The 26,114-nt window shown below is 63.5% G+C and carries 19 protein-coding genes, 2 tRNA genes, 2 rRNA genes and 1 riboswitch (1 of these 24 running past the window's edge); of the genes, 8 read left to right on the plus strand and 15 right to left on the minus strand.

Going from position 1 to position 26,114, the window contains the following annotated elements; translation table 11 throughout:
• The 4 genes from AC0L21_RS21300 to AC0L21_RS21315 form a co-directional block, all read right to left on the minus strand.
• A 23S ribosomal RNA gene (locus tag AC0L21_RS21300) occupies positions 1–436 on the minus strand (it extends 2,437 nt beyond the left edge of the window).
• Between the two features lie 407 nt (positions 437–843).
• Positions 844–919: transfer RNA gene (locus AC0L21_RS21305), tRNA-Ala, on the minus strand.
• A 33-nt stretch (positions 920–952) separates the two neighbouring features.
• Positions 953–1,029: transfer RNA gene (locus AC0L21_RS21310), tRNA-Ile, on the minus strand.
• 188 nt (positions 1,030–1,217) lie between these two features.
• A 16S ribosomal RNA gene (locus tag AC0L21_RS21315) occupies positions 1,218–2,706 on the minus strand.
• Together the 16S and 23S rRNA genes with 2 tRNA genes alongside form the textbook arrangement of a ribosomal RNA operon.
• Before the next feature lie 1,043 nt (positions 2,707–3,749).
• Between AC0L21_RS21315 and AC0L21_RS21320 the strand changes: the two genes are divergently transcribed.
• Together AC0L21_RS21320 and AC0L21_RS21325 are read left to right on the plus strand one after the other, a co-directional pair.
• Positions 3,750–5,813, plus strand: coding sequence for a peptidoglycan DD-metalloendopeptidase family protein (locus AC0L21_RS21320; protein ID WP_473263795.1), 2,064 nt, complete (start codon positions 3,750–3,752; stop codon positions 5,811–5,813).
• Positions 5,814–5,969: 156 nt separating this feature from the next.
• Positions 5,970–7,589 carry a hypothetical protein gene (locus AC0L21_RS21325; RefSeq protein ID WP_473263796.1) on the plus strand — a complete coding sequence of 540 codons (1,620 nt, stop codon included), beginning with the start codon at positions 5,970–5,972 and terminating at the stop codon, positions 7,587–7,589.
• 100 nt (positions 7,590–7,689) lie between these two features.
• Here the strand turns inward: AC0L21_RS21325 and clpB are convergent, their stop codons facing one another.
• Positions 7,690–10,341 (minus strand): ATP-dependent chaperone ClpB, encoded by a 2,652-nt coding sequence (gene clpB / locus AC0L21_RS21330; protein ID WP_473263797.1) that lies wholly within the window; start codon positions 10,339–10,341, stop codon positions 7,690–7,692.
• A gap of 257 nt (positions 10,342–10,598) precedes the next feature.
• Here clpB and AC0L21_RS21335 point away from each other — a divergent pair, with 257 nt between their 5' ends.
• Entirely contained in the window at positions 10,599–11,387 is a 789-nt protein-coding gene (locus tag AC0L21_RS21335) for an MOSC domain-containing protein (protein WP_473263798.1), read from the plus strand.
• Positions 11,388–11,496: 109 nt separating this feature from the next.
• Here AC0L21_RS21335 and AC0L21_RS21340 read toward each other — a convergent pair whose 3' ends face one another.
• A complete protein-coding gene (locus AC0L21_RS21340) occupies positions 11,497–12,270 on the minus strand; it encodes a TIGR02594 family protein (RefSeq protein ID WP_473263799.1) in 774 nt (257 codons plus the stop codon).
• Positions 12,271–12,469: 199 nt separating this feature from the next.
• Between AC0L21_RS21340 and AC0L21_RS21345 the strand changes: the two genes are divergently transcribed.
• Positions 12,470–13,333, plus strand: a complete 864-nt coding sequence (locus AC0L21_RS21345) for an alpha/beta fold hydrolase (RefSeq protein ID WP_473263800.1) — start codon at positions 12,470–12,472, stop codon at positions 13,331–13,333.
• A gap of 122 nt (positions 13,334–13,455) precedes the next feature.
• Here AC0L21_RS21345 and metW read toward each other — a convergent pair whose 3' ends face one another.
• Together metW and metX are read right to left on the minus strand one after the other, a co-directional pair.
• Positions 13,456–14,118, minus strand: a complete 663-nt coding sequence (metW, locus tag AC0L21_RS21350) for a methionine biosynthesis protein MetW (protein WP_007597293.1) — start codon at positions 14,116–14,118, stop codon at positions 13,456–13,458.
• A gap of 12 nt (positions 14,119–14,130) precedes the next feature.
• Positions 14,131–15,330: a homoserine O-acetyltransferase MetX gene (gene metX, locus AC0L21_RS21355; protein ID WP_473263801.1), complete on the minus strand. Its 1,200-nt coding sequence runs from the start codon at positions 15,328–15,330 to the stop codon at positions 14,131–14,133.
• 91 nt (positions 15,331–15,421) lie between these two features.
• Positions 15,422–15,501, minus strand: a riboswitch (SAM riboswitch).
• A 204-nt stretch (positions 15,502–15,705) separates the two neighbouring features.
• Here metX and AC0L21_RS21360 point away from each other — a divergent pair.
• The 3 genes from AC0L21_RS21360 to AC0L21_RS21370 are packed head-to-tail and all read left to right on the plus strand — an operon-like array spanning position 15,706 to position 18,618.
• The gene (locus AC0L21_RS21360) at positions 15,706–16,554 is read left to right on the plus strand and encodes a chorismate mutase (protein ID WP_473263802.1); all 849 of its coding nucleotides are present in this window, start codon (positions 15,706–15,708) and stop codon (positions 16,552–16,554) included.
• A gap of 34 nt (positions 16,555–16,588) precedes the next feature.
• Positions 16,589–17,686: a histidinol-phosphate transaminase gene (hisC, locus tag AC0L21_RS21365; RefSeq protein ID WP_473263803.1), complete on the plus strand. Its 1,098-nt coding sequence runs from the start codon at positions 16,589–16,591 to the stop codon at positions 17,684–17,686.
• Positions 17,683–18,618: a prephenate/arogenate dehydrogenase family protein gene (locus AC0L21_RS21370; RefSeq protein ID WP_473263804.1), complete on the plus strand. Its 936-nt coding sequence runs from the start codon at positions 17,683–17,685 to the stop codon at positions 18,616–18,618. The genes hisC and AC0L21_RS21370 overlap by 4 nt, the downstream gene beginning before the upstream one ends.
• Before the next feature lie 225 nt (positions 18,619–18,843).
• On the opposite strand, the gene AC0L21_RS21375 is transcribed toward AC0L21_RS21370, so the two are convergent.
• From AC0L21_RS21375 to AC0L21_RS21385, 3 genes are all read right to left on the minus strand, one after another.
• A complete protein-coding gene (locus AC0L21_RS21375) occupies positions 18,844–19,071 on the minus strand; it encodes a hypothetical protein (RefSeq protein WP_473263805.1) in 228 nt (75 codons plus the stop codon).
• 190 nt (positions 19,072–19,261) lie between these two features.
• Complete coding sequence (locus AC0L21_RS21380; protein WP_473263806.1) at positions 19,262–20,605, minus strand: GDSL-type esterase/lipase family protein; 1,344 nt, start codon at positions 20,603–20,605, stop codon at positions 19,262–19,264.
• Positions 20,606–20,846: 241 nt separating this feature from the next.
• Entirely contained in the window at positions 20,847–22,031 is a 1,185-nt protein-coding gene (locus tag AC0L21_RS21385; protein ID WP_473263807.1) for a DUF2125 domain-containing protein, read from the minus strand.
• 110 nt (positions 22,032–22,141) lie between these two features.
• Between AC0L21_RS21385 and AC0L21_RS21390 the strand changes: the two genes are divergently transcribed.
• Positions 22,142–22,753: a gamma-glutamylcyclotransferase gene (locus AC0L21_RS21390; RefSeq protein ID WP_473263808.1), complete on the plus strand. Its 612-nt coding sequence runs from the start codon at positions 22,142–22,144 to the stop codon at positions 22,751–22,753.
• Here the strand turns inward: AC0L21_RS21390 and AC0L21_RS21395 are convergent.
• The 4 genes from AC0L21_RS21395 to ftsE form a co-directional block, all read right to left on the minus strand.
• Positions 22,750–23,523 (minus strand): lysophospholipid acyltransferase family protein, encoded by a 774-nt coding sequence (locus tag AC0L21_RS21395; protein ID WP_473263809.1) that lies wholly within the window; start codon positions 23,521–23,523, stop codon positions 22,750–22,752. The two genes, AC0L21_RS21390 and AC0L21_RS21395, sit on opposite strands and share 4 nt — an antisense overlap.
• A gap of 33 nt (positions 23,524–23,556) precedes the next feature.
• Positions 23,557–24,261, minus strand: a complete 705-nt coding sequence (locus tag AC0L21_RS21400; protein WP_473263810.1) for a YdcF family protein — start codon at positions 24,259–24,261, stop codon at positions 23,557–23,559.
• A 73-nt stretch (positions 24,262–24,334) separates the two neighbouring features.
• On the minus strand, positions 24,335–25,303 hold the full coding sequence (locus tag AC0L21_RS21405; RefSeq protein WP_473263811.1) for a cell division protein FtsX: 969 nt from the start codon (positions 25,301–25,303) through the stop codon (positions 24,335–24,337).
• Positions 25,296–25,955, minus strand: a complete 660-nt coding sequence (gene ftsE / locus AC0L21_RS21410; protein ID WP_275170936.1) for a cell division ATP-binding protein FtsE — start codon at positions 25,953–25,955, stop codon at positions 25,296–25,298. Before ftsE ends, AC0L21_RS21405 begins: the two co-directional genes overlap by 8 nt.
• Positions 25,956–26,114: the final 159 nt, after the last annotated feature.

Raw genomic sequence — 26,114 nt, forward strand, 5'->3', positions numbered from 1 at the left:
CCTCTAAGGCCCAGCTTTCCTGACTGGTTCCGATTGTCTTTGATGTATCACTGGCCTGGTCCGCGTTCGCTCGCCACTACTAACGGAGTCTCTGTTGATGTCCTTTCCTCCAGGTACTTAGATGTTTCAGTTCCCTGGGTTTGCTTGAAACCTCCTATGTATTCAGAAGTCTCATACCTTCTTTTGATAACCGGAAATCCAAAACCTCTTCGATCGAAATCTAAAGGCTTAGGCATCTCACATTTCTGTTCGAACCCCACACCACAGTCTTTCGACTGAGGTCTTGGAGTTCCGGCTATCGAAGGTGGGTTTCCCCATTCGGAAATCCATGGATCAAAGCTTCTTCGCAGCTCCCCACGGCTTATCGCAGCGTAGCACGTCCTTCATCGCCTCTCAGCGCCAAGGCATCCACCGAACACCCTTAAGGCACTTGATTGCTCTCATTATCAATGTCCACACACTCGGCAGAATGTTGTCTGCAGAACTACCTTGCGGCACGCGCCCTCGATGAACGCTATCTGCAGCCGGACAATGATTAGAAAGACCAGCTTGCTTCGTAAGATCGTTCCGATAGCGAGGCGGTCAAGCTTCGCTAAAAGGATCATTTACAACTCGCTTGTCTTTCAGACGCAGCCTTGTGAGCTACTCCTGGAAGACGCACCAGCGCCGAAATGATCCGGAGATAATGAAGTATCGCGCAACAATTACTTGTTGCCCGATCCAACTCGGATCGATCTCCTCTTTACGATGTCAGAAATCACGCAGCTTACTGTCCATCCGGACTAGTAAGTGCGAAGTGATGTTTCGCGGACGACAATATGGGTAGTCGGTGATCAAACCATCTGGTGGAGCCAGACGGGATCGAACCGACGACCTCATGCTTGCAAAGCACGCGCTCTCCCAGCTGAGCTATGGCCCCGTAACCAGAAGACGAATGCTCACTCGATGAGTGTGGTGGGCCTGGGAAGACTTGAACTTCCGACCTCACGCTTATCAAGCGCGCGCTCTAACCAACTGAGCTACAAGCCCCTAACGCATATCCAGTCAAGGACCAGGGATTCTGCAAGGTTGCAGCCCCAGCGCGTGTTCGTCCGCGAAGAAAGAGAAACGAAGACGGCGAAATCCCGCCAATGCAGCTCAACGATCCTGACGACCGTTGGCCACTGATGTTTCTAAAACGGTTCGATAGAAGCAAGCTTCTGAAGAACCATCCTTAGAAAGGAGGTGATCCAGCCGCAGGTTCCCCTACGGCTACCTTGTTACGACTTCACCCCAGTCGCTGACCCTACCGTGGCCGGCTGCCTCCCTTGCGGGTTAGCGCACCGTCTTCAGGTAAAACCAACTCCCATGGTGTGACGGGCGGTGTGTACAAGGCCCGGGAACGTATTCACCGTGGCGTGCTGATCCACGATTACTAGCGATTCCAACTTCATGGGCTCGAGTTGCAGAGCCCAATCCGAACTGAGACGGCTTTTTGAGATTTGCGAAGGGTTGCCCCTTAGCGTCCCATTGTCACCGCCATTGTAGCACGTGTGTAGCCCAGCCCGTAAGGGCCATGAGGACTTGACGTCATCCCCACCTTCCTCGCGGCTTATCACCGGCAGTCTCCTTAGAGTGCTCAACTAAATGGTAGCAACTAAGGACGGGGGTTGCGCTCGTTGCGGGACTTAACCCAACATCTCACGACACGAGCTGACGACAGCCATGCAGCACCTGTGTTCCAGGCTCCGAAGAGAAGGTCACATCTCTGCGACCGGTCCTGGACATGTCAAGGGCTGGTAAGGTTCTGCGCGTTGCGTCGAATTAAACCACATGCTCCACCGCTTGTGCGGGCCCCCGTCAATTCCTTTGAGTTTTAATCTTGCGACCGTACTCCCCAGGCGGAATGCTTAAAGCGTTAGCTGCGCCACTAGTGAGTAAACCCACTAACGGCTGGCATTCATCGTTTACGGCGTGGACTACCAGGGTATCTAATCCTGTTTGCTCCCCACGCTTTCGTGCCTCAGCGTCAGTATCGGGCCAGTGAGCCGCCTTCGCCACTGGTGTTCTTGCGAATATCTACGAATTTCACCTCTACACTCGCAGTTCCACTCACCTCTCCCGAACTCAAGATCCTCAGTATCAAAGGCAGTTCTGGAGTTGAGCTCCAGGATTTCACCCCTGACTTAAAGACCCGCCTACGCACCCTTTACGCCCAGTGATTCCGAGCAACGCTAGCCCCCTTCGTATTACCGCGGCTGCTGGCACGAAGTTAGCCGGGGCTTATTCTTGCGGTACCGTCATTATCTTCCCGCACAAAAGAGCTTTACAACCCTAGGGCCTTCATCACTCACGCGGCATGGCTGGATCAGGCTTGCGCCCATTGTCCAATATTCCCCACTGCTGCCTCCCGTAGGAGTTTGGGCCGTGTCTCAGTCCCAATGTGGCTGATCATCCTCTCAGACCAGCTACTGATCGTCGCCTTGGTGAGCCATTACCTCACCAACTAGCTAATCAGACGCGGGCCAATCTTTCGGCGATAAATCTTTCCCCGTAAGGGCTTATCCGGTATTAGCACAAGTTTCCCTGTGTTGTTCCGAACCAAAAGGTATGTTCCCACGCGTTACTCACCCGTCTGCCGCTGACGTATTGCTACGCCCGCTCGACTTGCATGTGTTAAGCCTGCCGCCAGCGTTCGCTCTGAGCCAGGATCAAACTCTCAAGTTGGACTTGAACTTTGAACCGGCTGATCACAACGTTTTGACGAGGTCCCACCATTTTTCATCAACCGAAGTCGATGAGCTGCCCGCGATTCACATCGCTGGCAACGATGGTGTAACCTTAAAACGTGTACCGCCGAAGTCTTTCGTCCCCTCTCAGAACTCAAAAGCCGAAGCTCTTCAGTATCCGAGAGGCGCAAGGACTCCGCCGTCCACGTTTCTCTTTCTTCATCTTCACTTGTCAAACAGCCCGGGACCAGGAGGCCCCAACCTTCCAGAGAGGAAGGGTTCCGACACCCTTACCGACGATGGATGAACTCCAATCGACTTACGTCGACTGTTGTGTCACTCAACAAGGTGAGGAGCATCAGTGGCGCGTTCGCTCGCCTTGGTCAGTGACCCGGCGGCGCCGCGCTCAGTGGTCGGGTTATAGGCCCCACCCATCGGGGTTGTCAACGACCATTGTCAGAAAATCGTCGCACGGTGGATTGTTCGAAAAATCCACGCGTTTACAGCGGGTTAGAAAGTCGCCGAGCGGCTGGATCGGGCCAGTGCGGAGAAAAAACCCAAAAAAAGTTTGGGCCCGAGGGGGCTCCGGAGGCGGCATGGAGGCGCCTTGAACGCGGCCTGGACCTGACTTGGAGCGCCCGCCCCTGGAAGGCCCCTGGCGCCCGGCCGTTTCCGGAAACTTTTCCATATTAGGCGCCGTACTTGAGCCACAATCCCCCGGCGTTCTGGTACAGACAAAGCTTGAATCGCAGGGATGCCAGTGGGGCTGCCGGCGGTTCGTGTGGGGTCAGAGGAAGGCGATCATCCGATGAAGCGGCCTTCTTCAGACATTCGAGACACATCGAGAGATCTTTTTTCCGCTTAGCTGTTCGTAATTTCGGCCGGTCCGTCATCTGGGCCTTCTGACCGCGGACGCCTATGCGGCTTGCCTTTTCCGGAGACGCCCCAGAGAGGGCGGCGTAAGGAGGGGCTCGAAACAGGGCTGCTCAGAACGGGGCTGCTCGAAATCGGGCTCTCGGGTCGTTGATTGGGGGACTTGGGTTGAACCACAGGACGTCACGCGGCGCTTACGGGCGTGAGACCGGGATCATCGATCTCGGCCACGAGCCGCCGCTGTCCGTCGATGGTTCCGAAGCCGCGGTCATCGATCGCCGCCGCGTCTCGGTGCAATGGTTCAGCGGGACAATTCTGACCGGACTTTGCGGCGCAGCCCTGATCGGCGGCGCCGTTTTCGCTTCACTCGACGGCGAGATGACCTTCGCCAAGGTACCGGAGCGCGTCGAAGGCGCGCTGCGCGGCGCATTCGGCGCAGCCGACCGCGCCGCCACGCTGCACAAGAGCGACCGCCTACCGCCGCCGAACGAATCCACGGCCTCGCGCAACATCGTGCGCGTCTCGACTGTCGCCCGCGTCGGCAACCGCGACGTGATGCGGGTGCGTCCCTTCATCCGGATCGCCGGCAATCTGTCGATGACGACGAGCGACCTGTCGGCGAAGATCCCGCCGTTCAACGCCCAGCGCCTTCTCACCGATGTCGGCTCCGATCCGAAGACGGCATCCGAGGATCCGAACAATCCGGAAGCCGTCGAACCCGACGCCGAGGTCTCCTTCGTCACCAAGGACCTCTCCCAGGTGCTGCCGAAAGCCAAGATTACCGCAGTGGTGGCGCTCGACGACATCTTGATGCGGGTCCGCGATGCCGCCAACTGGCGCGGCAATGGCGGGGTGCGCTACGCCGCGCTCTCCAATGCTGCGGCCGACGTCTCCGGCGCGACCGGCCCGTCCGAGATCAGAAGCGCCTACGCCACCGAAGTGTCGCCGTCCGATCCCTATGCCGGCTTCGAGACGCGCGTGGTGCCGGAAAACGTCACGCTGCTGCCGAAGACCAAGGAACAGATCACCGGCGGCAATCCCAACGGCGAACGCGTCCACGTGGTCAAGAAGGGCGACAGCGTCGCCGGCGTGCTGCGCGATCTCGGCGCCACGGCCGAGGAGATCAAGGCAATCACCGCGACGCTCGGTCCGCGCGGCCGCGACGGGGGCCTGAAGGAAGGCGAGAAGCTGCGCATCCTGATGGCGCCCGCAAGCCCCGGCGCCCGTCTGCAGCCCTACCGCGTCGTCATCGCCAACGAGACCATGGTCGAGGCGATCGCGGCGCTGTCCGATCTCGGCAAATATGTCGCGGTCGACGTCTCCAGCATGAATACCGTCGCGGACGCGGCGGCGAACGCCAACAGCGACGACGATGACGACGATGACGGCACGGGCGTGCGGCTCTACCAGAGCATCTACGAGACCGCGATGCGCAACAAAGTGCCGATGCCTGTCATCGACGACATGATCAAGATCTATTCCTACGACGTCGATTTCCAGCGCAAGGTGGCGCCGGGCGATTCATTCGACGTGTTCTACGCCGGCGAAGACGAAGGCGTGACCGCGAGCGAAAAGAACGACGTGCTGTTCGCTTCGCTTACGCTCGGCGGCGAGACCAAGAAATACTACCGCTACCAGAGCCCCGACGACGGCGTCGTCGACTACTATGACGAGACCGGCAAGAGCGCGAAGAAGTTCCTGGTGCGCAAGCCCGTCAACAACGCCATCATGCGCTCCGGCTTCGGCGGCCGCCGTCACCCCATCCTCGGCTACGTGAAGATGCATACCGGCGTCGACTGGGCCACCTCCTACGGCACGCCGATCTTCGCCTCCGGCAACGGCGTGATCGAGAAGGCCGGCCCCGAGGGCGGCTACGGCAAATACATCCGCATCAAGCATAACAACGGCTACGAGACCGCCTATGGCCACATGTCGGCCTTCGCCAAGGGCATGGAGCCCGGCAAGAAGGTGCGGCAGGGCCAGGTGATCGGCTTCGTCGGTTCGACCGGCGCGTCGACCGGCCCGCACGTCCACTACGAAATCCTGGTCAACGGCCGCTTCGTCGATCCGCTGCGTGTGAAACTGCCGCGCGGCCGCTCGCTGGAAGGCCCGATGCTGGCCGGTTTCGAGAAGGAGCGCGACCGGCTCGACGGCATGATGAGCGGCCGCGCCGGCGCCATCGCCCGGATGTCGGACGCAACCGGCGGACCGTTGCAGGTCACCAATCGGTAAAGCCCGCGAACCGGCCGAGATCGGCCGGTCATCTTCAAACACGATCCGGATTTGACGTCGACGCGCGAGGCTCGCTTGGCGGCATCACAACGTCAAGTTTCGTTTGCCAAAGCGGCGTGAGGAGCGAATACTTTCCAAAAAACGGGAGGTCTCGCCATGAAGAACAGGCTCGCCTGCGCAGCCTTCGTCGCTGCGATTGTCTCCGTCACCAGCGTTTCGGCCGAAAACTGGGAGGTTACCCGGCTCGTACCGGGCTCGGCGTTCCACGGCGTGCACGGGCTTGCGATCGACAAGGCGGGCCATCTGTTTGCCGGCAGCGTCGCGGGCGCGGCGCTCTACGAGGTCGACATCGCCGGCGGTACCGCCAAGGTTGCAATCCCCGCCCCGGTCGGAATGGCCGACGACATCGCGTTCGCGCCTGACGGCACCATGGCCTGGACCGGCTTCCTGGCCGGCGATCTTTATTCGCGCAAGGGCGACGGCCCGATCAAGAAACTCGCTTCCGGCCTTCCCGGCATCAATTCGCTCGCCTTCCGCAAGGACGGCAGGCTGTACGCCACCACCGTCTTCCTCGGCGACACGCTCTACGAGATCGACGTCGAGGGCATCAAACCGCCGCGCCAGATTATGGAGAAGATGGGCGGCCTCAACGGCTTCGAGTTCGGTCCCGACGACAAGCTCTACGGTCCGCTCTGGTTCAAGGGACAGGTCGCAAAGGTCGACGTCGACAAGGCCGAGCTGACCGTCGTCGCCGATGGCTTCAAGGTCCCGGCCGCGGTGAACTTCGATTCCAAGGGTAATCTCTGGGTGGTCGACACCGCGCTCGGCCAGCTCGTTCGGGTCGATCCCAAATCGGGCGCCAAGACCATGGTCGCGCAATTGAAGCCGTCGCTGGACAATCTCGCGATCGACGACAAGGACCGAATCTATGTCTCCAACATGGCCGACAACGGCATCCAGGAGGTCGATCCGGCGACCGGCCAGGCGCGGCAGGTCATCATCGGCAAGCTCGCCTTGCCCGGCGGCATCGGCGTCACGTCGGAGAACGGCAAGGATACGATCCACGTCGCCGACGTGTTCGCCTATCGCACGGTGGACAGTGCGACCGGCGAGGTCACCGAGAAGGCCCGCATGCACGCCGCCGGCGTCACGCTCGAATATCCGATGAGCGCAACGGCGAAAGGCAACGACGTGGTCCTGTCGAGCTGGTTCACCGGCACGGTGCAGGTGATCGACGGCAAGACCGGGACCACCCGCGACATGCTGCACGGCTTCAAGGCGCCGCACGACGCGCTCGTGCTCGCGGACGGCAGCATCCTGGTGGCCGAGCTCGGCACCAAATCGCTGGTCCGCGTCAGCGGCGAGCACGGCAAGGACCGCACCCCGCTGATCGGCGGCCTCGAGGGCCCGGTCGGGCTCGTCGCCGGATCGCGTGGCGAGGTCTATGTCAGCGAGGCTTTTTCCGGCGTCGTCTCCATGATCGAGAGCAACGGCGAGAAGACCGCGGTCGCCAAGGACCTGAAAATGCCCGAGGGAATCGCACGCGCCAGCGACGGCAAGCTGATCGTCGCGGAGGTCGGCGCGAAGCGCTTGATCGAGATCGCGCCGGAGACCGGCAAGGTGACCGAGATCGCCGCCAATCTTCCAATCGGCCTGACCGGCGCGCCCGGAGGACTGCCAACCCACATCCCGACGGGCGTCGGCATCGGGGAATCTGGCACGATCTATTTCTCTTCTGACATCGAGAACGCGATCTACAAGGTCACGAAGAAATAAGTCGCCGCAGTAAGTTCGCCAACAACCCGCAAAACAAATCGCCCCGGAGAGATTGACCTCTCCGGGGCGGCTTGTTGTTCCAGGCTTCGAATGCCGGCGCTCAGTTCAGCTTCCGCTTCGACACCGGCGCCTCGAACTGGGCGATCTCCGCGGTCTGCGGCACCTTGCCGTTGAAGGTCAGCACGTTGCCTTCGGACGAGATCGCAACGCTGTCGCCGTCCTTGACGTCGCCGGCCAGGATCATCTCGGCGAGCGGATCCTGGACGTGACGCTGGATTACGCGCTTGAGCGGCCGCGCGCCGTAAGCGGGATCCCAGCCCTTGGCGGCGAGCCAGTCGCGGCCCGCAGCGTCGAGCGTCAGCACGATCTTGCGATCGGCCAAAAGCTTCTGCAGCCGCGCGAACTGGATTTCGACGATCCGGCCCATCTCGCTCCTCTGCAAGCGATGGAACAGGATGATCTCATCGACGCGGTTCAAGAACTCTGGCCTGAAATGCGCCCGCACCATGCCCATCACCTGCTCGCGCACGGCCGAGGTATCCTCGCCCTCCGGCTGGTTCACCAGAAACTCCGAACCGAGGTTCGAGGTCATGATGATCAGCGTGTTGCGGAAGTCGACGGTTCGGCCCTGGCCGTCGGTGAGGCGGCCGTCGTCGAGCACCTGCAACAGGACGTTGAAGACGTCGGGATGCGCCTTCTCGATCTCGTCGAACAGCACGACCTGGTAGGGCCGGCGCCGCACCGCTTCGGTCAGCGCACCGCCCTCGTCATAGCCGACATAGCCCGGAGGCGCGCCGATCAGCCGCGAGACCGAGTGCTTCTCCATGTATTCGGACATGTCGAGGCGGACCATCGCGGTCTCGTCGTTGAACAGATACTCGGCGAGTGCCTTCGTCAGTTCGGTCTTGCCGACGCCGGTGGGCCCCAGGAACATGAACGAGCCGGTCGGCCGGTTCGGGTCCTGCAGCCCCGCGCGCGAACGGCGCACGGCGGTCGCAACCGCACGCACGGCCTCGGCCTGGCCGACGACGCGCTTGCCGAGCGAGTCCTCCATCCTCAGCAGCTTGTCCTTCTCACCTTCGAGCATCTTGTCGACGGGCACGCCGGTCCAGCGCGAGACCACCTGCGCAATGTGGTTGGCGGTGACCGCCTCCTCCATCATCTCGCCGGACTTCTCCGTTGTATTTTCCTTGGCCTCGATGTCAGCGAGCTTCTTCTCAAGCTCGGGGATCCGGCCATAGGCCAGCTCGCCGGCCTTCTGGAATTCACCGCGCCGTTGCGCGTTGGCGAGTTCGACCCGTAAGCCGTCAAGCTCGGCCTTCAGCTTCTGGGCGTCGGAGAGCTTGTTCTTCTCCGCGCTCCAGCGTGCGGTGAGCGCCGCAGACTTCTCCTCAAGATCGGCCAGCTCCTTCTCCAGCGTCTGCAGGCGGCTCTTCGAACCGGCATCGCTTTCTTTCTTCAATGCTTCCTGTTCGATCTTCAGCCGGATGATTTCCCGATCCATCGAATCCAGCTCTTCCGGCTTGGAATCGACCTGCATCTTGAGCCGCGCGGCCGCCTCGTCCATGAGGTCGATGGCCTTGTCCGGCAGGAAACGGTCGGTGATGTAGCGGTTGGACAGCGTCGTGGCGGCGACCAGCGCGGAATCGGTGATCCGCACGCCATGGTGCTGCTCGTACTTGTCCTTCAGCCCGCGCAGGATCGAGATCGTGTCCTCGACCGAGGGCTCGCTGACGAAGATCGGCTGGAAACGCCGCGCCAGCGCCGCGTCCTTTTCGACGTGCTTCTGGTACTCGTCGAGCGTAGTGGCGCCGATGCAGTGCAGCTCGCCGCGGGCGAGAGCAGGCTTGAGCAAATTGGACGCGTCCATCGCGCCATCGCTCTTGCCGGCGCCGATCAGCGTGTGCATCTCGTCGATGAACAGGACGAATTGCCCCTCGCTCCCGGTCACCTCCTGGAGCACGGCCTTCAGCCGCTCCTCGAACTCGCCGCGATATTTTGCACCGGCGATCAGCGCACCGAGGTCGAGCGACAGCAGCTTCTTGTCCTTCAGGCTCTCCGGCACGTCGCCGTTGACGATGCGCAACGCCAAGCCCTCGGCGATGGCGGTCTTGCCGACGCCGGGTTCGCCGATCAGGACGGGATTGTTCTTGGTCCGGCGCGACAGCACCTGGATCGTGCGGCGGATCTCCTCGTCGCGGCCGATGACCGGATCGAGCTTGCCGTCGCGCGCCGCCTGAGTGAGGTCGCGGGCATATTTCTTCAGCGCGTCATACGCGTTCTCGGCCGTGGCGGAGTCCGCGGTCCGGCCCTTGCGCAGCGCTTCGATCGCCGCGTTGAGGTTTTGCGGGGTGACGCCGCCCTTGGCCAGGATCGTGCCCGCCTCACTGGTTTTTTCCAGCGCGAGCCCGAGCAGCAGCCGCTCGACCGTGACAAAGCTGTCGCCGGCCTTCTCGCCGGCCTTTTCGGCGGCGTCGAAGGTGCGCGCGAGCTCGGGCGCCAGGTAGATCTGGCCGGCACCGCCGCCAGAGACCTTCGGCACCTTGTTCAGGGCGTCCTCGGTCGCCTTCAGGATTGCACGGGAATTGCCGCCGGCGCGGTCGATCAGACCGGCAGCGAGGCCTTCTGTGTCGTCCAGCAGCACTTTCAGGACGTGCAGGGTCGAAAACTGCTGGTGCCCTTCGCGCACCGCAAGCGACTGCGCGGACTGGACGAAGCCCCTGGAGCGTTCGGTATATTTTTCGATGTTCATATCGTGGTCTTTCCCTCGGCCTGCCCCTGGAGCCCTCTAAGGCACTCCAAACGGCATCTTCATTGGGTTTGCGATGACCGCATTGACGTTTCTCAACCGGCAACGGTCGTTATCAGCCGGCGCTGGCGCCGGCCTGACCCAGATGTGGGAAGCGAGGCCTCGGACCGGAAGAGGCGAGTTCACAATTTCGTGCGCGGATCCGCCCGCTTGGCGCCGGTGGGCCGAATCCCCTAAGTAGCGGCATGACACCTAGCGCAATGACAGCCAGCCAGACCGCCGAGATCACCGGCCTCTACCGCTATCCGATCAAGGGCCTGACGCCGGAGCCCCTGCCCCGCGTCTCCCTGCGGACCGGCCAGACCCTGCCCGCGGACCGCCGCTACGCCATCGAGAACGGCCCCAGCGGTTTCGATCCGGAAGAGCCCCAGTGGAGGCCGAAGATCCAGTTCCTGATGCTGGCGCGGAATGAGCGGCTGGCTTCGCTCGACAGCCGGTTCGAGGACGCAACCAACCGCCTGACCATCCGCAAGGACGGCCAGATCGTCGCCAGCGGCGATCTCGAGACCGCCGCCGGGCGCGCCGCCATCGAGGACTATTTCAGGGAAAATTTTCAACCGGAGCTGAAGGGCCCGCCCAAGGTCCTGTCCGGCCGCGACCACAGCTTTTCCGATGTCGCCCGCAAGGTCGTGTCCATCATCAATGTCGACAGCGTCCGCGCACTCGAGACCATGCTCGGCGGCGCCGCCGTCCACCCGCTACGCTTCCGCGCCAATCTCTACGTGAAGGGCTGGCCGGCCTGGTCCGAGCTCGAGCTCGTCGGCCAGACGCTGGCGATCGGACAGGCCCGGCTGCAAGTGGTCAAGCGCATCAAGCGCTGCCCGGCCACCAATGTCGATCCTGAGACCGCCAGGCGCGATCTCGAAGTCCCGGCCACGCTTTCGAGCAATCTCGGCCACATGGACTGCGGCATCTATGCCGAGGTGATCGCCGACGGCGACATCGGCGTGGGCGACGCGGTTGCGTTGGAAGAGCCGAAGCTGGTGTGAACGAGCGCCGGCTCTACCCATCCCGTCATTGCGAGCGCAGCGAAGCAATCCGGGAATCCGCCCGCGGAGACAGTCTGGATTGCTTCGTCGCTTCTCGCAATGACGACCGTCAATTCGGCATCACGTAGGCATAGATCCGGCCGCGCGAGACCGGTGCTTCGCGAACCCGGTTGCCGTTATTGCCGGAAATCATGATCGGATTGCCCTGCGCGTCGACGCCGGTGATGATGCCGACATGACCGCCCCGGCCGCCGCGCGACATGACCGCGATGGCGCCGACCTGAGGACCGGAGACACGCGTGCCGTAATGCGCGAACGAGTTCGCCATGTCGGAGCCGGTGCCATGGTGGCCGGTTTTCTCAAGCACCATGTTCATGAAGCGCGCGCACCACAGGCTGCCGCGGCCGGTCGGATTGCCGCCGACATAGCGGCGTGCCTCGGACACGAGGCCCGACCCGCCGCCGAAGCCGCTGCTCGTCGCGCTATTGGCCACGCCGCCGTCATTCGCGTTCATGGCCATCCCACCGCCACGCCTCATGGTTCGACGGCTGGCGCGCGTGGTCATCTCACCGCTGGTAACCATTCCAGCGTTGCCGCTCATGGCCATTCCACCGATGCCGCCGCTATTGGCGTTCGGGTCATAGCTGGCGAAGGTGTTGCCGAAGCCGCTCGCCTGCAATTGCGCCGCGCCACGCTCGAAGCGCGAGCCGCGTGCATGCCGGTAATGATGATGTCTGCTGGCGTGATGCGCGTAAGCGTGCCGCTCTGCGCTATGACGATGAGGTCGTGCTGACGCCGGAGAAGTGAAGGCGGCGACCGCCGCGAAGAAAACAGCCAGCGCGACGACACAGCGCGACAGGCGAGACGCAAACAACTCGAACATTCTTCATCCTTCGTTGACACCCCACTTCCCAATCGGCCCGTGCGGTGGCCGACATCCGCGGGCTGTATCAGTATCCTGATGTGGCGAGAACAAGACGCGGCCGCGAAGAATTTGGACGATGATTAATAGGTGTTAGGATCGTATGCGCTGACCGCAGGACGCCATTCCACAGCCGCAGCCACCTCTGGGAGAAAACCGGATGCCTCACGCCCTCACGAAAGACAATTGCCGCCTCTATTTTGAACAAGCAGGCGCGGGCACGCCGATACTTTTTCTGCACGAGTTCGCGGCCGACTACACCAATTGGGAGCCGCAGATGCGCTACTTCTCGCGCGGCCATCGCTGCATCACCTATTCCGCGCGCGGCTACACGCCATCGGACGTGCCTGATGGCGAGGTCTACGGCTACACGCATTTCTATACCGATGCGCTCGCGGTACTCGATCATCTGAAGATCGATCGCGCGCACTTCGTCGGCCTCTCGATGGGCGCCTATTCGTCGCTCCAGATTGGGCTCAACGCGCCCCAACGTGCGTTGTCGATGACGCTCGCCGGCGTCGGCTCAGGCTCGGAGATCGAGAACCTCGACGCCTGGCGCCAGCAGTGCCGCGCCAACGCGGAGCAATTCGAGATGCTCGGCTCCGCAGAAGTCGCAAGAGTCACGCGCGAGGCGCCGAGCCGGATTCCCTTCCTGGTGAAGGACCCGCGCGGCCACGCCGATTTCTACGCAGCCCTGGCGCGGCATGACGCCAGGGGATCGGCGCGGACGATGCGCGGTTTCCAGGCCGGCCGGCCCTCGATCTTTACGATGACGGACGCGATCAGAGCGGCCACGACGCCGGCACTCGTCATCTGCGGCGACGAGGACGATCCGTGCGTGGGCGCAAGCCTGTTTCTGAAGAAGCACCTGCCTGCGGCAGGGCTCGCCATGTTTCCGAAGTCCGGCCACGTGCTCAATCTCGAAGAGCCGGCCCTGTTCAACGAAACGGTGGAACGGTTCGTCACGCTGGTGGAAGCGGGAAGATGGCCGGTGCGCGATGCGCGGTCGCTGGCGGCGCATTAGCGCGACGACGTCACCACACGCTCCGTCGCGTAGCCCGGATGGAGCGCAAGCGTAATCCGGGGCCTTCGCATCCGCGGATAGAATCCAGGATTGCGCTACGCTTCATCCAGGCTACAGGAATCCTACTTCCTGCCGCCCCGCGTCAGCAGAAACACGCCCTGCTCGCCGAACAGATTCCACACCCACCAGGGCATCCGCAGCCGCAGCGGGCGGCCGTAGAGGTCGAGCGCCTCGGCACGTTCCATCTTGACGTCGATCGCGTCGCAGAGCTCGACGAAATCCTTGATGGTGCAGAAATGGATGTTGGCGGTGTCATACCAGCTTGCCGGTAGATTCTCCGTGCGCGGCATGTGGCCTCCGATCAGGAGCTGGAGCCGCATCTTCCAGAATCCGAAATTCGGGAACGACACGATGGCGCGGCGGCCGATGCGTAGCAAATTCTCCAGCACCACTTTCGGCTGCCGCGTCGCCTGCAAGGTCTGCGACAGGATCACGTAGTCAAAGGCGTCATCCGGATAATTCACGAGATCTGTGTCGGCATCGCCCTGCACCACCGCAAGACCCTTGGCGACGCAACGGTTGACACCCTCGCGCGACAGCTCGATGCCGCGGCCGTCGATGCCGCGGGTTTCCAGCAGTTGGAGCAGGTCGCCCTCGCCACAGCCGACGTCGAGCACCTTCGAACCCGGCTTGACCATCTCGGCCACCAGCACATGGTCGGCGCGAAAATCACCGGGCTGCCCGGTCGCAAGGCCGCCCAGCGGCAACGCTTCCTGTACAGACATGACTAGCCGTCCTTAAGCATTATTGGCGGTGAGCCCGCGCGCCTTGCCAGCCGATTGCAGGAGGGCACGGGCGATGTCGAAGAATTCGGGCACGTCGAGCAGGAATGCGTCGTGACCGCGATCGGTCTCGATCTCGGCGAACGACACCCGCGCGCTCGATGCATTCAGCGCGTGCACCAGCGCGCGCGATTCCGAGGTCGGGAACAGCCAGTCGCTGGTGAAGGAGACCACGCAGAACCGGGTCTGGATTCCCGCGAACGCCTTCGCCAGCACGCCGCCATGGTCGCCGGCGATGTCGAAATAGTCCATCGCGCGGGTCAGATAGAGATAGGAGTTGGCGTCGAAGCGCTCGACAAAGGACGAGCCCTGGTAGCGCAGGTACGACTCGACCTGGAAGTCGGCGTCGAACGAGAAGGTCGGCAGCTCGCGGTCCTGCATGCGCCGACCGAATTTGCGATGCAGCGCGGCGTCGGAGAGATAGGTGATGTGCCCGGCCATGCGGGCTACGGCGAGGCCGCGATGCGGATGGGTGCCGTGATCAACGTAGCGTCCGCCATGCCATTCCGGATCGGCCATCACCGCCTGCCGGCCGAGTTCGTGGAAGGCGATATTCTGCGCCGAATGGCGCGTGCTGCATGCGGTCGGCAGCGCAGAGAAGACGCGATGCGGATAGGCCGCGGTCCATTGCAGCACCTGCATGCCGCCCATCGAGCCTCCGACGACGCAGAGCAGCGTATCGATGCCGAGGCGGTCGAGCAGCATGGCCTGGGCTCGCACCATGTCGGGGATGGTGATGATCGGAAAATCCAGGCCCCACACTTTGCCGGTCGCCGGATTGGTCGACGCGGGGCCGGTCGAGCCCATGCAGCCGCCGATCACGTTCGAGCAGATGATGAAATACTTGTTGGTGTCGAGCGGGCGGCCGGGCCCCACCATGATTTCCCACCAGCCCGGCTTGCCGGTCAGCGGGTGCACATTGGCGACGTGCTGATCGAGCGTCAGCGCATGGCAGATCAGGATGGCGTTGGAGCGCTCGGCGTTGAGCTCGCCATAGGTCTGGTATGCGATCTGGAACGGGGTGAGATCGACGCCGCAATCAAGCGGCAGCGGCTGGTCGGCACCGAAGCGCGCGACCTGGGAGCTCGGATGATCGACCTCGTGCGAGCGCTCATCGGCGCTGATCGCGGGACTGGGAATTGACTTGATGCCCATCTCTGACCACTGACTCGTTTGCGATCGGGGTCCGACCGCGACTGACATCAGGCCATGAAAAACCCGGCCTGAACGATAGGTTCGGCCGGGATCGAAAGGGTCCCCGGCCTGTTTAGCGAGTTTTTTAACGTGGCTGCAAGCCGGCCGGCTCAAATGACCACGGAACAGGTAAAAACTACCGTCTTGGACGGTTTTCGTCAAGTCGCGGCCCGGATCAGCCAAATTCGCCTGTCGCGCCACGGGCGAAAAGGGCCCGATTTCCCTTTGCATTTCTCTTTGCTTTCGCCGCCCCGACTGCCTAATCAGGATATCCATCACGGCGGTGACGGCTCGACTGATCCGCATTGGAACGCCTCGCAACAGCACCTGTCAGACATGTCCCAACGTCCGCCCGCGCCACCATCACTCCAGGAATTGCGCAAGGAGATCGACGCGATCGACGAGGGCATGCATCGCCTGCTGATGCAGCGCGGCGACATCATCGACCGTCTGATCCAGGTGAAGCAGACCCAGGAGGTCGGCTCGGCGTTTCGGCCTGCGCGCGAGGCCTCCATGATGCGTGACCTCGTCCAGCGCCATCGCGGTATCCTGCCGCTCGATACGGTCGAGAGCATCTGGCGCGTGATCATCGCGACGTTCACTTACGTTCAGGCGCCGTTCTCCGTGCATGCCGACATTTCGGCAAGCGAGCCCGCGATGCGCGATTCCGTACGCTTCCATTTCGGATTCACCGTGCCTTACGTCGCGCATTTCAGCGCGCAGGCGGCGGTCGAGGCGGTCGCGAAATCCAAGGGCGACCTTGCGCTGGTCTCGGCGACCTCGAGCCGCACGCCATGGTGGCTTTCGCTGGAAGAAGCCGGTGCGCCAAAGATCATCGCGCGGCTGCCCTTCGTCGAGCGCGCCGACCATCCGGCGGCGTTGCCCGTGTTCGCGGTCTCGCGTGTCGCGGACAGTGCGCTGGTGACGGAGGTCGAGACCTTCAGCGTGCGCGTATCAGGGTGGAACGCCGAGGTCGCGCGCGCCCTGTCACCGCTCGCCGAGATCGTGGCGGTGCCCGATACCGCCTTCGACGGCGCCGCGCTGCTGGTCTCGGTCACCGCGACGAGCAGCCTCGACAAAATCAAAGCTGCCCTGATCGAAGCGGGGGCCTCGGTGCGCTCCACGGCCCTCGTCGGCAGCCACGCAACGCGCTATACGGTGCCCCCGACCGGGTCGAAATCGTAAGTCGCGAACCGCTTAAGCCACTCCGGAGTTGAAGATGTCCCGCCCCGTGCCGAATCCCGGCATTCTCGATATTGCGCCCTACACGCCCGGCAAGACCCCGGTGGCAGAGCCCGGCCGCAAGGTGTTCAAGCTCTCGGCCAACGAGACCCCGTTCGGGCCCTCACCGAAGGCGATCGAGGCGTTCAAGCAGGTGGCGGATCATCTGGAAGACTATCCGGAAGGAACCTCGCGCGTGCTGCGCGAAGCGATCGGGCGCACCTTCGGGCTTGATCCCAACCGCATCATCTGCGGCGCCGGCTCGGACGAGATCCTCAACCTGCTCGCCCACACCTATCTCAGCCACGGCGACGAGGCGATCTCGACCACGCACGGCTTTCTGGTCTACCCGATCGCGACCATGGCGGTCGGCGCGAAGAACGTGGTTGCCGCCGAAAAGGACCTGACCGCGGATGTCGACACGATCCTGAAGGCCGTAACGCCGCGCACGAAACTGGTCTGGCTCGCCAACCCCAACAACCCGACCGGCACCTATCTGCCGTTCGACGAGGTCAAGCGCCTGCGCGCCGGCCTGCCCTCGCACGTGCTGCTGGTGCTGGACGCGGCCTATTGCGACTACGTCTCCCGCAACGACTATGAGATGGGAATCGAGCTGGTGGCGACCACCGAGAACACGGTGGTGACGCACACGTTCTCCAAGATCCATGGTCTCGCGGCGCTGCGCATCGGCTGGATGTTCGGCCCCGAGCACATCATCGACGCGGTCAACCGCATCCGGGGTCCCTTCAACGTATCGACGCCGGCGATGTACGCCGCCGTTGCCGCGATCGAGGACGCCGCGCATCAGGCCATGTCGAAGCAATTCACCGAGACCTGGCGCAACTGGCTCGCCGACGAGATCGGCAAGCTCGGATTGAAAGTGACGCCGAGCGTCGCCAATTTCGTGCTGATCCACTTCCCGACCGACAAGGGCAAGACCTCTGACGACGCCGATGCCTTCCTCACCAAGCGGGGCCTCGTGCTGCGCGGCCTGAAGAACTACGGCCTGCCGCATTCGCTGCGCATGACCATCGGCACCGAGGAGGCCAACCGCCTCGTCGTCGAGGGCCTGCGCGACTTCATGGCCGGACGATGAGCGCGACCCCGCACTTCCAGCGCGTCGCGCTGATCGGCTTCGGCCTGATTGGCGGCTCGATCGCGCGCGCTGCGAAGCTCCAGGGCCTGGCTTCCGAGATCGTCACCACCGCACGCTCGGAGAAGACGCGCGCACGCGTGATGGAGCTCGGCATCGTCGATCGGGTCGTCGCAACCAATGCGGAAGCCGTGCAGGACGCCGATCTCGTCATCCTCTGCATTCCCGTCGGCGCCTGCGGGCCGGTGGCGCAGGAAATCGCCCCCCATCTCAAGCGAGGGGCGATCATCTCAGACGTCGGCTCGGTCAAAGGCGCCATCGTCAGGGATATGGCGCCGCATCTGCCGAAGGGCATCCATTTCGTGCCGGCGCATCCCGTCGCAGGCACCGAGCACTCGGGTCCGGACTCCGGCTTCGCCGAGCTCTTCATCAACCGTTGGTGCATCCTCACCCCGCCGGAGGGCGTTGATGCGGCTGCCACCGATCGCCTGCGCGCGTTCTGGGCGGCGATGGGTGCCAAGGTCGAAATCATGACGCCGGATCATCATGATCTCGTGCTCGCGATCACCAGCCATCTTCCGCATCTGATCGCCTACACCATCGTCGGCACCGCCGACGAACTGGCGCAGGTGACGGAGTCCGAGGTCATCAAGTTTTCCGCCGGCGGCTTTCGCGACTTCACGCGCATCGCGGCGTCCGATCCGACGATGTGGCGCGACGTCTTCCTCGCCAACAAGGAAGCCGTGCTGGAGATGCTCGGCACTTTCACCGAGGATCTGGCAAAGCTCACCCGCGCGATCCGACGCGGCGACGGCGAGGCGCTGTTCGACCACTTCACCCGCACCCGCGCCATCCGCCGCGGCATCGTCGAAATCGGCCAGGACTCGGCCGCGCCCGACTTCGGCCGGCCGCATGCGGCGCTGAAAAAGCCGTAGCACTGAAGTAGCCCGGATGGAGCGCAAGCGTAATCCGGGACCTCCGTCGCTTGAGGCAAGATTCCCGGATTGCGCTTCGCTCCATCCAGGCTACGAGCCCGCATGGCTCCGTGACTAGAACGGATAATAGCGGATCTGCGTCATGACGACGTTGTCGTCCGTCTTCGGCGCACCACCGACGCCATGACCGGGCCCAGCTCGCGACGGGCAAGTGGTGGATGGCGGCTATTTGCCCTTGCTCGCGCGCATCACCGTTGGGCGCGGTGATTTCGGCGAGGGGACGAATGCCATCGTCTCCCGCGTCGTGGGATTCGAGATGTTGCGATCACCATTCGGATACATCGAGGCGTATGCGGCCGGCTCCTGCGACTGCCATTGCCATTGCGCGAACGCGGGCGTCGCAAGCGCGGTCGAGATGGCGATGGCGGCAACGAACAGCCTGGACTTGGTCATGGTATCTCTCCTGCCTGGGCGACCGCCTCAACATGCGGCCGACATGGGGAGAGAGCGGAGTTTGCGGCTCCGTATTCCCGGCGCGCAATCACGATCCGGCGAAGCGGCCGTGAGTTCAGCTCGTAACCCGCATGGAGGAAGTTACGACAGCTGAGGGCGATGAAGGCAGAGAGGTGACTCTGAATTCATCTTACTGCTTCGCGCTGCGACCAAACTTTCCCGGCTTGAACAGATCGAGGTCGATGGCCTGTCCCATCGCCAGATATCCGGTGCGGTTGGGATGAAGCTTGTCGCCGGCGCCGCCAGTCGTGCTTTCGGGAACGAACTCCGGCTTGAGGCCACCCGAGGCCGGGTCGAGCGTCGCGCGATCAAAATCTATCACACCGTCGAATGTCCCCGAGCTCCGGATGAATGTGTTGAGCGCCTTGCGCTTGTCATCCTGCTCGGGAAAACCATGTGCCGCGCTGGTGCTGCCCAGTGCTGAAACGACGGTGGCGCCAATGATCCGGGCTTGCGGCCATTTTGCGCGTAGCCTCGCGACGCCGTCCTTCATCGCGGCGATGACCTGGTCGGCGGTAAAATTGCCGTTCTTGCTGAAATCGTTGATGCCTTCCAGCCAGATCAGGCTCGATATGCCGGACAGCGACTGCACGTCGCGATCGAGCCGCTGGCCCGAAGCGGGGCCGCCCGCGTAGGGTTTGTCGGGACCATATTCGGCGGGGCCTGCGATTTGGTTGCCACCGATGCCGCCATTCACGACGGCGACCTTGTTGCCGTAGACCGCCTTCAGGCGACGCGACAGCACGTTGGGCCAGCGATCGTCGCCATTCATGGTTGAGGCGGTCCCGTCGGTAATCGAATCGCCAAACGCCATGATGGCGAAGGCATCGGCAGGCGCAGTCATCTCGATCGCATCTAGAAAGAACCACGACGCAGTCGCATAGGGGAAGGAAGCCTCGTCTTCGAGGGCGCCCTTCGCGCCGGCGCCGGGCGCACTGACATAGGAGGTGGTCAGCGCTTTGGCGTGCCAGGTCATCGGACCGCTCTGGCCGGCGACATGAAAACTGACCGCAAGCCGGCGGCCGGCGAGCTCATCAGGCCGCTTTGCAAACGGCGGCGCGATCGCATCACTCCAGACCGAATTCCCCGGCGACACCGTAACGGAAGCCGTGCCGGCGAACGTGACCGGAGTGTTGGAGCCGCGAATCAACGCGGCACTGCCCGACTGCAGGCCGACGTAAACGCCGTCAAACGTGACGGGTTTGGTGCCGAAGGCGTTGCTGAGCCGGATGCGGACCTGACGGCCCCAGATATCCGGTCGCACGATCAGGCGAAAGGTCTGGTCCCGCGCACCGGCCGCAGGCTCGGGAAACGCGAATTTCTGTTCGGGCTGGGCAGACGGATTGCCGACGGGGTATGGGCCCTGAACCGCGCCCGTCCAGGACACCACCCAATGTTCGTTATCCCTGGCGGTTGCGGTCTGAAGCGAGGCGACGAGCAGCGATCCTGCCACGAGACAATTCAACGCGTGCATTGTTTCCCCCGAACCCCAGATAATTTGGGCGCGACCTTAGAGCCGTCAGTTGGCCTTCAATAGGGCGGCAGAACGCTACCTGTCCAGACGCCGCTGACGCATTCCTCGCCCGACGCCGGAGACGATCTCGCAGGTTGGATCACTGGCGCTAACAAGAAGCTTTTCGGAAGCCATCTGTTCACAGCTCCGAACGCGTCAGGCGGACCAAGCCGTCCGCCCGGCAAATTTATGAATTCACGACCTAATACAACGGTGGGATCTGGCCGACCTTGACCGGGCCGAGCAGCACAGCGCCGTCGACGAACTTCAGCGGGAAGCTGCGAGCCTTCTTGCCTTCCAGCGTGCTCTCGGCGCCGATCGAATTGATGCCGGCGGCAACGCCGGCATTGGCGTTCTGCTTGATGACCTTGCCAAGGCCGGGAACGGCCCGGTCGAGCGCACCGAACAGATTGTTGAGGTCCTGCGACTTCACGCCGGGCGCGACGCGATCGAGGGTGGCCTGCGGCACCCCCTCCTCCAGCATCTTCTCGATGCCGAGCGCGGGGATCACGCGCTCGAGGCCCGTCACCGTCATCTGCAATTCGCCGTCGAGACGGCCGTTGGCCGAGAGCCCGAGCGTGCCGGCCGCAACCGCGATCATCTCGCCCTGCTGGATCCGGGACTGCACGATCTCGATATGGCCGCCGGCGGCCTGGATCTCGCGGAAGCGCTGCGGCCACGGCTTTGGCGTGAGGTCGGACAGTCCGGTGATCTTCGCCCGCGTGTCGGCCTCGAACGGCTCGGCGAGCAGCGGATGTACGCCCTGGATGCTGCCCTGCACGATCTGGAGCACGGTCTCGATCACGGGATGATCGGACGGCGATCCATCCGCGAGGCGTCCGTGCAGTTCGACCTGTTTCGCGCGTGCGAGCGGCACCTGCACGCTACCGTCGACACGATTGACGGTCGGCTCATCGAACACGATGGAGGCGCGCTCCGGCACGGCGGGCAGGCCGAACACACTGCTGCGACCCTTGCTCCAGTTCACGACGAAGGTGCTTTGCGTGACGCCGTCAGTGAGCGTCGCGGGTGCAGTGAATTCGGCGATGACACGCTTGGGGTCGTAGACTTGGGCGACAACCAGGATGTTGTCGAGCTTCGCCGTGAACGGCGTCTTGCTCGCGTTCTGCGACACCAGGGCGACGCTGGCGCCGGAACACTGGACCTCGAAACGGAAGGGGAAGCCCGCGATCGAGCGCTTGGCGCAATCGTAGACGCGGCCGGATTTGGCCTCCTGAGCGCGCCAGGCGTCGGCGGCGATTTCGGCCTGCGACGCCGCATAGAACCAGAAGCAGCTCCACGCCACCGCGAGGATCAGGAGGATGACAGGGGCAATGAAAAGGCCCCAACGGGAGCGCCGGCCTGCGGCAACGGTCATATCGGACATGCGGCGACCCTTTGACCCCTGATTTTGTCAAATGTAAGCGAGGTTGGCTTGCTCCGAAAGGCGGAGAATTCGCTTCGCTTGCGGGCGCGGTTCTGGTAGCCGTGCCCGAAATGTCGGAAATCACCCTCCCCTCCGTCACCACAGCCAAAGGCGACCTCTGGGTGTTCGGCTACGGCTCGCTGATGTGGCGGCCGGGCTTCGAATTCGAGGAGCGCGTCCCGGCGCGGCTGGTCGGCGAGCATCGTGCGCTCTGTGTCTATTCCTTCGTCCACCGTGGCACGCCGGAGAAGCCGGGTCTGGTGCTCGGCCTCGACCGCGGCGGCGCCTGCCGCGGCATCGCCTTCCGCGTCGCCGAAAAGAACCGCGCCGACGTCGTGGCCTATTTGCGCGCGCGCGAGCAGGTGACGTCGGTCTATCGCGAAGTCATGCGCTCGCTGTGGCTGGAGAACGAGGCGCGGCAGCGCGTCTCCGCGCTCGCCTATGTCGTCGACCGCGGCCATGTGCAATATGCCGGCCGGCTGTCGCTCATCGACCAGCATCGCCACGTGCTCCAGGGCCACGGCCAGTCCGGCGCCAACCGCGACTACGTGACCGCGACGGTGAAGGCGATCGAGGCTGAAGGCTTTCGCGATGCGCAGCTGCATCAGCTTGCCATGATGCTGCATGGGGATGCGCATTCTCCGCACGCGCCGGCTCCGATGCACGATCGGGAAAACCGCTAGCTCTCCGACGGCGCACAGCTCGGCGCCGAGCCGATCAGCTGCTCCTGCTCCTTGCGGCCCGCTTCGACGAGGCGGCCGGTCGCGTCTTCGATCACCGTCTGCACACGGGAGAGAAACTCGTCCTTGGGCAAGCCTGGTGGCAGCGGATCGAGGAATTCCACCACCAGCGTGCCGGGATAGCGCATAAAGGTGCGGCGCGGCCAGAACAGGCCGGAATTGAGCGCGATCGGCAGGCACTGTGCACCGCAGGACGAATAGATCTGCGCGAAGCCGCTTTTGTAGTCCGGTGGCGCGCCCGGAGCGCGGCGCGTGCCTTCGGGAAAGATCACGAGCTGCCCACCGCTGCGCACCGCCTCACGCGCCCGCCGCGTCATGTCCAGCAGCGCCTTGACGCCGGCATTGCGGTCAATCGCGATCATCCCGGTCTTGACCAGGAACTGGCCGAACACCGGGATCTGCATGAGCTGACGCTTGAGGATGAAAATCGGACGGTCGAAAAAACCCGGCAAGACGAACGTCTCCCAGAACGACTGGTGCTTCGCCACGACGACCAATGGTCCCGTCGGGATCTTTTCGAGGCCGCGGAATTCCACCTTGATGTTGCAGACCGTCCGCATCAGAAACAGCGTCGCCTTCGCCCACCATTGCGCGACCGTGAGCATGGCGCGCGGCGGCAATGCGAAGGTCGGCAGCGCCACGATCGCGAGGCACACCAGCACGGTATAGAACAGCACGTTGAACACGAGCGATCGCAGGAAAATCAAGAACATCGAGGATCCGATCAATTGCCGATCAGTTGCCGATCAATTGGCCTGTGCGGTGGCGGGCCGCTTCGACTGCAGCCCGGAAGGCTGCTCCGACATCTCGGGCGAAAGGTCAATCCCGAAATCCTCCAGCCGCACCCTGACCTCGGCCGCGATGTACTTGACATATTCCGACAGCAGCAGCCGCAAGGTGGACGCCGAGGTCCACCACGGCTCCTCGCGCCATTTGTCGCCGACCACCACGAACGGGATCAGTGTCGTCTCCGGCATCGCATGCGAGAATTCCACCAGCGCGCGCGGCATGTGATAGTTCGAGGTGACCACGATCAGCGACTTGAAGCCGCGCCCCGCGGCCCAGCGCCGCGCTTCCGCGGCATTGCCGCGGGTCGAGACCGCCGTGCGGTCGAGATCGACGCAGCAACGCATGAAGGACTGGTTCTCCGGCAGCGTCCGGGAGATGTCGCTCGCGGTCGAGGTCGGATGCACGCCGGAGATCAGGAGCCTCTTGCCGTAGCCGGCAGCGAGCAGCTCCATCGCATCCGACACCCGCGAGGAGCCGCCGGTCAGAACCACGATGCCGTCCGCCTTGCGGTCCGGCGCGATCTCGGCGCCGCGCAATTGCGACAGAAACGCGATGAAGCCCGCCGCCGCGCCGACGAAGGCGAGCGCAATCGTCGACATCACGGCCGCGCGCAGCCAGCCGCGCGGCAGTTTCGGCGATCGATCGTCGGTCGGCGCGCTCATGCGATGTCGGTGATCCCTTCCCAGAGGTGATTTTAGGACGTTTTGAGGCGAAGTGGAGTCCGGTTTGTCGGCCTCAATCGACATCATTCAGCGTCGCGAACAGCGTCTGGCGCGAGGCGACCGCGGTGATGGCGCCAATCAGCACGGCCTGCACCGCGAGCACGATGTAGCCGGACGGCCGCAGCGAGAAGGTGCCGAGCAGCGCGGCGAACTGATCGCCGACGGGAGTGCCGGAAAACCAGCCTGCAATCGACTCCGAGAAGCCGAATACCAGCATGGCGGCGCCGCCGCCGATCACGCCGCCCTCCAGTCCCAGCCTGAGGAAATGCCGCAGGAAGCGGTTGGCGATGTAGCGGTCGCCGGCGCCGACGAAATGCAGCACCTCGACGATCGGACGGTTCGCCGCCATGGCGCCGCGGGTCGCGAACGACACCGAGATGATGGTGGCGACGATGACGAGCGCGAGGATGCCGAGACCGGCGAGCACCGTGGCGTTGGTCATCGAGCGCATGCGCTCGATCCAGGCGCGGTGATCGTCGACGCTGGCGCTTGGTGCCACCTGGGTCACGCGGGCACGCAGAGCGCCGAGATCGAGCGCCGTGCCGGGCTGCACGCGCGCGATGATCATGCGCGGCACCGGCAGATCGTCCATCGACAGGCCGGTGCCGAGCCAGGGCTCGAGCAGCTTGCCGCTTTCGTCTTTCGTGAACGGCTTGACCTCGACGATGCCGGCTTGCGCGCGCATGGCCTCGGTCACCGCCGCGGTGTCGCGTTCGAGATCGCGGCCAGTCTGCGGGCGGACCTGGATGGTGATTTCGCTCGCGACATCCGACTGCCATTCGGCGGCGGAGGCGCTCACCAGCAGCACCGTGCCGGTCGTCATCGACGCCAGGAAGCTCATGATTGCGACGACGGCGACCAGCGCGCGGCCGTGGATCGAGGCGCGCGGCACGATCGGCGACATGTTGCGCGCCCGGGCCGGAAGCGGCGGCCCCTCCTGCCCGAGATCGACCAGCACGCCGCGCTCGTCGGGCCTACTCATAGACGTGCAGCCGTCCCTGGTGCAGCACGAAGCGTCGCGCCTCGTACTGGTCCATCAGGGCGATATCGTGGGTGGCGATGATGACGGCGGTGCCTGACTTGTTGAGCTCGATGAACAGCCGCAGCAGGCGACGACCGAGCGTCGGATCGACGCTGCCGGTCGGCTCGTCGGCCAGCAGCAGCTGCGGCCGCGAGATCACGGCGCGCGCGATCGCCGCGCGCTGCTTTTCGCCGCCGGACAGGATCGGCGGCAGCGCGTCCATGCGCTCGCCGAGCCCGACCCATTTCAGGAGATCGATGACCTCCTTGCGGTAGCTCGATTCGCTGCGGCCCATGACGCGGAACGGCAGCGCGACGTTTTCATAGGTGGTCATGTGGTCGAGCAGGCGGAAATCCTGGAGCACGATGCCGATGCGCTTGCGCAAGCCTGCGATCTCGTCCTTGCCGAGCTGCGAGATGTCGTGACCGAACAGATTGACGAGGCCCCGCGTCGGGCGATGCGACAGGAACAACAGGCGCAGCAACGAGGTCTTGCCGGCGCCGGACGGGCCGGTGAGAAACTGGAATGAATGCGCCGGGATCTGGAAGTTGAGGTCGCGCAGAACCTCAGGCCCCAAGCCGTAACGCAATCCGACATTTTCGAACCGAACCAAGCTCAGCTCCGTTCGAGAGAGGCCGCGGGCCGCACGGCTGTGCTCCGCCACACGCGATCAGCGGGTTTTGCGGCCGTTATGGTTTCCGGTTCGTTAACGGTCGTCCTGTAGCATAATTGGTAGCATCTTTCCCGCTCGGTTCTCCGCGACCGTGTCACC

It is taken from the genome of Bradyrhizobium sp. WSM4873, assembly GCF_055811355.1.